The organism is uncultured Gimesia sp. (assembly GCF_937919775.1).
GTDB lineage: Bacteria > Planctomycetota > Planctomycetia > Planctomycetales > Planctomycetaceae > Gimesia.
Genome location: NZ_CALFPF010000324.1, coordinates 1 through 6405, shown reverse-complemented (window position 1 = coordinate 6405; position 6405 = coordinate 1). Strand labels below are relative to the sequence as shown.

Here is a 6405-nt window from a genome sequence, read left to right as displayed (position 1 = left end):
GTCCATCTGCCGATTTCCAGTCCATACAATTTCTCCTGTTCCAGTTTATGCAGACGAAATGTATGCTTGACACCCTTCCGGTGAAATACGACTTCTTCCGCGCAGGTCGACAGGATCTTCTGCCCGAATAACGCTCCCTTGACTCCGCGCCTGGCGATTGCATATACGATGTAACCCGCCAGGCCTGCGACTATCAATACCGGCACAATCTCAATCAAGATAGTTTCCTTCCTGACTGGCCGAACGCGTTATCCGAGACGATTCCGGCCAACTTACTCGCCTGCGGGGTGCTGGAGGAGACGGTCACGATGGCGCGTCCTCAGGAGCGGGTTTGGGAGCTGCAGGCGGTGCCTGTGATTCCTCGGCCGGCTTCGCCTCATCACTGGCAGGGGGAGTTGCCAGCGGTAACGGAGGTGGTGCCGTTGTGTTCGGCGCAAGCGGGGCTGGTGCTGCCGGAGGCGTTGCTGCGGGAGGATTGGGACCGGGTCTCGCTGCAAGTTCGCTGGAACCGAAGTAATATCCCACAATCGTGCCAAAGATCCCAATCAGAATGATCAACACTTCCTTGGCTTTATCCAGCTGATCCTTGCGAATGGCTACGACGGCCAGAATCCCCGCTATCGCCATCGTGCCTATGCAGAACACGATGGTAATCATGCTCCGCGCAGTCGCCGGGTTGTCTCCGAGAACCCCCATCAGCCAGGCCAGACAGCCAACAGGCAGACCAATGGCGGCAATCACAATATACAACAACAACCACCGTGCTCCACCTGACGATTTCGTGTAGACTTCAGCCAGGGAAATCACTTTAGGAACTCGCAGTGGCGCCCTTTGTTCCAGCGCTTCGACTCGCTCCGGAATGGCAGTAAATTCTTCAGTCTGGATCGCCGCCTCTAACGCTTCCACGCGTCCGCGGAGTTCTGTAATCTGTTCTTCCGGAGTAGCCATGATCGTTGTCCTCGCTCAAAAATTGTGAATCAATCTCAATGATTAAACAGTACTGACCAGTGCCTGTGTTTACACTATCGAAACAATACTCAGACTTCAAGAACTTTTTTCAAGAGCAGGAACCCTATCGAATAAAAACCCTTTGATCCCACAGGATCAATGAAAGATTCCATGTCATTCCCACTCAAGCGTTGCCTCTCTAAAGTGGTCCGCTTCAAACCGCTCTGCACACGCCTTGCTGACCGTGTAAATCAGAAAGATGCGATGAAAATAGTTTCTTCAGAACGGATTTTGCGAAAAGGGACGAGCGCTGTTATTTCCTGCGACAGTTGAAGGAACGACACGAACAAAGTGAGCAGAGGAGTACGAACCCAGCCGGTTGACCAGATATTGACGCACGCCTCCTTCAAACCGGAGATTTAATGCGATCACAAAAACCACCAGCGCCAGCCAGAGAATGCTCGCAATGGTATAAATGATGGGTATCTGACTGACGCGGAACAGATTGAACACAGCCAGCGCCACAAAAATCAGACCGAGCAGATAACCGAAGGAAACCGGCAACGCCATACCAGGCGCAGGCAAACGGAATTCAGGATGTCTGTCTTTGTCGTCCACGTTGTGGCCTGTCTATTCTCAAGTCAGCATCGATTCTTCACCATACTTACATTTTTTTAGCATGACTCAGAGATCAAAACCTCTTTTGCAAAGAGAATGTCCGAACAAATTTCATTGCCCGGACATTACTCCATCTGCAGACGTCAATCAGAGCCTCCGATGAGGCACATTCACTCGTTCGGAATCTCCGGTTCGACCAGTTTCGCGAGAAAAACAAGCGACTCCTGCCAGCCGAGGTAACAGGCTTCGGTCGGAATGACTGCGGGAATACCTTCCTGTACGATGTTGAGCTCCGTCCCGCAGGAGACCTGCTTCAGGTCAACCGTCGTTTGCATTTCACCGACCAGATTCGGATCGTCGAATTTCGCCGTGTAACGGATGCGGTCGTGCGGTACGAGTTCGAGATAGGTGCCGCCGAAAGAATGGCTGTGGCCTGTGCTGAAATTCGTGAATGACATCTGATAGGAGCCGCCGACTTTTGCGTCCATCTGATGCACCTTGCCAGTAAATCCGTTCGGCGGAAGCCATCTGGCCATCGCGTCCGCATCGAGAAACGCGCGGTAGATTTTTTCGGGGGTGGTACGAAGCACGCGGTGCAACCGGACGGTGTTGGTGGTCATCAACAGATCTCCATTTTTTTAAGAAACACTTGAAACGGGTATACGCCGGAAGATGGCGTAAAGTAGTCGAACAGGCAGAGGCGATTTCGACAACGTCCGGCAAATAATTTGTATTTTATGGAAAGATTTCACATCTAATGCAACAGGGGGCCTTTAAGGCATCGTGTTCGCAGCCCCGTCTGTGAGCGACAGGGAGCAACAAGCTGGTTTTTTAAACGTTTCAGGAAGCAGACGCAATATCTGTTGCCGGTGAGAGCCGTTGGCCAATCGCGTAACCGGCGATGCTGGCCAGCAGGCCTGTCAGCTCAGGCGGAATGGCTGTGAGCGTCGAGGCAAATGTACCGGGCTGTAATGGTTCGGATGAGAGCAGGAGGACCACAATCTGATGGGTGATCCACAACATGCCGCCACAGCCGATTGAAAGCAGACCGGGTAATTCGCCACGCGGACGCAGAAACACACCGGCCACGAACGGCACCAGCAACGCGACGAGCCCCACAGCCAGCGCGCTTTCCAGCAACTCCAGAATTTCTTCCGACATCAGCGCCAGCGGCACACTGGCCAGCGCGACGAAACCGACACTCAGTCGATTCGTCAGCAGCTTCCGATCGTCAAACCAGCGCAGCCGATCGAGCAGATTGTGTGAGAGCAACGCCGCCGGTGAGAGCATCGCACTAGTACACGTGGAAACCACAATCGCCACCAGCGTCACCACCAGCAGACAGATTGCCGGCGGTGACAGAAAGACTTCCGTCATCGCCAGAATCACGTGCCCGTCGCTTCCCTGCGGCAGATCTTCCGGCCAGAGCTGTCGCGAGGCCAGACCGAGCCCGACCGGCAGCAGACCAAATACAATATAGACAAAACCCGCCAGGATGCAGGCACGGGAGGCGACCGAACCGCTGCGGCTGGCGAAGATGCGCTGCATCAGATCCTGTCCCGGAATGTTGCCCAATACGCCGTTCACCCAGGTCGTCGACCACGCGAGGAACGCCAGCAGACCGGCGTCGGGCAGCAGCGTCCGCAAGTCCGCCGGCGTCTGCTGCCAGGTCGTCTCGATTCCGTCTGCCACCGACCCATTGCCCATCACTGAGGCGAACTTGACTCCCAATAACACGAGACTGACCAGCACCACGCAGATCTGAGCCGTATCGGTCAGAGTCACCGACCACATGCCGCCAATCATCGTCAGAAACGTCACAAACAACGCCGCCCCGAGGATCGCCGTTGTTCGATCAATGCTGAAAAAATGCCCCATAATCGCGGCCAGCGCCAGATACTGCGCTGCAATCCACGGCAGATAACCCAGAGCCTGCACCACACTGGAAACGAGTTCTGTTTTCCGGCCGTACTTCTGCGCGAAGAGATCCCCGACGGTCAGCAGTTTCATTTCCCATACACGTCGGGCGAAGAAGAGACCGGCGACGATGAGCGCCAGCCCGGACGCGAACGGATCGAGGACCGTCCCCCGCACCCCCTCAGCGCGGGCCGCCTCGCTGGAGCCAAGTACTGTCGCCGCACCAAACCAGGTCGCCAGCAACGTCCCCCAGGCCAGCCACAGTGGCAACCGCCGTCCCGCGACGAGGTAGTCCTCTTCATTTTTCACTCTGCTGCCGGCATACAACCCGAGCCCCACCATCAACAGTACGTATGCCCCCAGCAGAAAACCCAGCCAGAACGTCATCGCAAATCCTTTTGTAACTATGGTCATGCCCCAAGAACTGATCGTGAATTCTCTCAAGACAACCACGGTTGTGCCACATAACCACCGGCTGAAGTGACACTCTTTAAAATAAAAAATGATCGAAAATTTGCGATTACCCGGTCATTTCCGGCACGTGGCTTGACTGCCCTCAGCATCGGCCGTTAGGCTACCAGAACGAGCCGCATTCGCCACGCGGAACATCACGGCTCCCGGGTCCGTTTTCATTGATGTGAAGTATTCCCCATATGACCTTTGACTCCTTTACCGAGCCTTTTGCCGATTACCCGCTGTTGCAGGAACGAGTGCTCGCTGTGCTGCACGCGTTGCCCGGCGATGTGCAGCGTGATTTTCTGGATGATCCCCGTTTCGGAACTGCGATCGACAATTACGAACCGGGGAAGGGGTGGACCCTGTTTTTTCCAGCACCGGGGCCTCTCGGCGCGGGAAGTCGTCTCGTGGTGCTGAGGCCCAAGCTGGAGTTGGCGTCTGAAGCGTACACGAAATACATCATCGCACACGAGTTCGCGCATGCATTTCTGCGAAACGGCGCCTGGGGCGAAATCACCGACGTGGAAGAAGCCGCCGACGCCCTCGCGGCTTCCTGGGGATTTCATCAGCCGGCAACGTTCAACTAAGTTCGCGACCCTCTCACAGTACAACGATGCCTGCACAGGAGGAACTAGATGAAATCGTTAACGTTTAGCGACGACCTGCTTTCGCGCAAGCCTCCCCGTGGCATCGACGTCGACACCACGCTCGCCCACTTTGCGATCATCACCTGCCTGGTCGATCCCGAAGTGGTCCGGCCGCAGATTCATCCCCGCTTCGAACTCGATCTCATTGAGCACGACGGTCGCGAAAGGGCACTGCTGTCGGTCGTCCCGTTTGTCGATCAGGACTTTCGTTTTGCCAAAGTTCCCTGGCCGCAGTGGCGTTTCGGGCAGACCAACTATCGTATCTACGTCACCGATTCGGAAACCGGCGAACACGCCGCCTGGTTCATCGGCACCTCACTCGATTCCTGGACCGTTTCCGTACCCCATTATCTGTGGAAGCTGCCCTGGCATCGCGCCAAGATCCAATTCGACTGTGTCTTCGACGCCGCCGCGCAGCGCTACACAACCTACCGCATGCAAACGACCAACAGCTGGGCCGACGCGGAAGTGGAACTCACCGACACCGGACTTCCGCCAACGGAACTGGCCGGATTCGACGACCTGGAAACCGGTCTGGTGTTATTAACACATCCGCGGAAAGGTTTTTTTACCGCCGCGACGGCCAACTCGGCTCCTACTCCATCTGGCACGACCGCCTGCAGACCACCGTCGGAAAAGTAAAAACCGCCCGCTTCAACCTGCTCGAAAAACGGGGAATGGTCGCAGCAGGGGATGCCCCACAGATTCACAGCGTCCTGCTCCAGAACCAGACCGAGTTCACAATCTACCTGCCACCGAAAATCGTACGCCCTTCACAATCACGCCCGCTTGAATCGAAATGAAAGTTGAGTTACGACAGCAGTAACCTGGCGACGAACAAGAGCCGCGCACCGTTCTGTTCGATTTATTCGGCATTACATTTTTCCAAACGCTTGCTCATCCTCGCGCATGTCTTTCAATGCGCGGTCGACAATGCGTCGAAATTGACGTTCTAATTCGTCTGCATTGCGTTTGTCGTTAGGGAGCATCATCCAGCACATTTGCAGCGACTGACGCACGGTGTTGTCCACATGCGACGGGTTGAAGAATTCGCGCATCTTGTCGAGCGATTCTTCATCGTTGGGATCGAATTTTTGAAACGCCATTGATTTCTTCCCTGCCACTTATCTTGTGATTCACCTGCACAATTTTGTACATGATTACCACGAAGCATCAAAACGTGCAATAAATTATTTATTGTTCAAACGTGACGTTATCAGCGCTGGTCGACGTTTATAAGCAGATCACTGTACGGTACGTAAAATCGTACCAAACTGAAGCAGTCAGTCAACAGGAAGCTTTACAGCATCGCATGACTGCCGAAATGAGTGACCGGTTAACAATAATTACCCGGTCATGATTTGAACTGCTAACCCACTTCGCCGCCAAACCGGATCCGGAGATTGTCCAGGACTTCGATTCCCCGGGGCATGAATTCATTCCGTTTCAACCTGCCTTTAGCCTCAATCGCTTTTAGATGGCATGAGACGCCGTTGGTTGATTTAATCCCAAACGTTTGACCGATCTCCCGCACGGTCGGCGCGCAGCCGGTTTTGACCGTGAAGACTCGGATGAAACTCAGAATCCGCTTTTGTTTTTCTGTTAATCTTTTCATTTAGTCTCTCTTAAAAATGACCGGGTAATATGTGTTACCCAGTCATTGTTTGTACTGCTAAGTCACCTCACTACAAAACCGACTCAGGAGCTTCTATTTTTCATCGCCTGGTTTAGATGTTGACCAACCATCTTTATTGAATCTATTTATCCATTTTTTGACTACATCAGGCTCCCAATCTCTCCTTTCGAGGTCTTTCCATGC

9 protein-coding genes are annotated in these 6405 nt (G+C 54.1%); 2 read left to right on the top strand and 7 right to left on the bottom strand.

Going from position 1 to position 6405, the window contains the following annotated elements:
* From Q0294_RS08940 to Q0294_RS08920, 5 genes are all read right to left on the bottom strand, one after another.
* Positions 1 to 218, bottom strand: a 218-nt coding sequence (locus tag Q0294_RS08940) for a hypothetical protein (protein WP_299463581.1), incomplete at its 3' end; no start/stop codon positions are given.
* Positions 219 to 303: 85 nt separating this feature from the next.
* Positions 304 to 948, bottom strand: coding sequence for a hypothetical protein (locus Q0294_RS08935; RefSeq protein WP_299463578.1), 645 nt, complete (start codon positions 946 to 948; stop codon positions 304 to 306).
* 279 nt (positions 949 to 1227) lie between these two features.
* The gene (locus Q0294_RS08930; protein ID WP_299463576.1) at positions 1228 to 1566 is read right to left on the bottom strand and encodes a hypothetical protein; all 339 of its coding nucleotides are present in this window, start codon (positions 1564 to 1566) and stop codon (positions 1228 to 1230) included.
* Positions 1567 to 1736: 170 nt separating this feature from the next.
* Positions 1737 to 2186: an SRPBCC family protein gene (locus Q0294_RS08925; RefSeq protein WP_299463574.1), complete on the bottom strand. Its 450-nt coding sequence runs from the start codon at positions 2184 to 2186 to the stop codon at positions 1737 to 1739.
* A 220-nt stretch (positions 2187 to 2406) separates the two neighbouring features.
* Positions 2407 to 3870, bottom strand: a complete 1464-nt coding sequence (locus Q0294_RS08920; RefSeq protein ID WP_299463572.1) for a sodium:solute symporter family protein — start codon at positions 3868 to 3870, stop codon at positions 2407 to 2409.
* 266 nt (positions 3871 to 4136) lie between these two features.
* Here Q0294_RS08920 and Q0294_RS08915 point away from each other — a divergent pair, with 266 nt between their 5' ends.
* Entirely contained in the window at positions 4137 to 4526 is a 390-nt protein-coding gene (locus Q0294_RS08915; protein ID WP_299463569.1) for a hypothetical protein, read from the top strand.
* A gap of 48 nt (positions 4527 to 4574) precedes the next feature.
* Entirely contained in the window at positions 4575 to 5228 is a 654-nt protein-coding gene (locus Q0294_RS08910; protein ID WP_299463566.1) for a DUF2071 domain-containing protein, read from the top strand.
* Positions 5229 to 5461: 233 nt separating this feature from the next.
* On the opposite strand, the gene Q0294_RS08905 is transcribed toward Q0294_RS08910, so the two are convergent.
* Together Q0294_RS08905 and Q0294_RS08900 are read right to left on the bottom strand one after the other, a co-directional pair.
* Positions 5462 to 5692 (bottom strand): hypothetical protein, encoded by a 231-nt coding sequence (locus Q0294_RS08905; RefSeq protein WP_299463563.1) that lies wholly within the window; start codon positions 5690 to 5692, stop codon positions 5462 to 5464.
* A 263-nt stretch (positions 5693 to 5955) separates the two neighbouring features.
* On the bottom strand, positions 5956 to 6201 hold the full coding sequence (locus Q0294_RS08900; RefSeq protein WP_299463560.1) for a LexA family transcriptional regulator: 246 nt from the start codon (positions 6199 to 6201) through the stop codon (positions 5956 to 5958).
* Positions 6202 to 6405 lie beyond the last annotated feature (204 nt).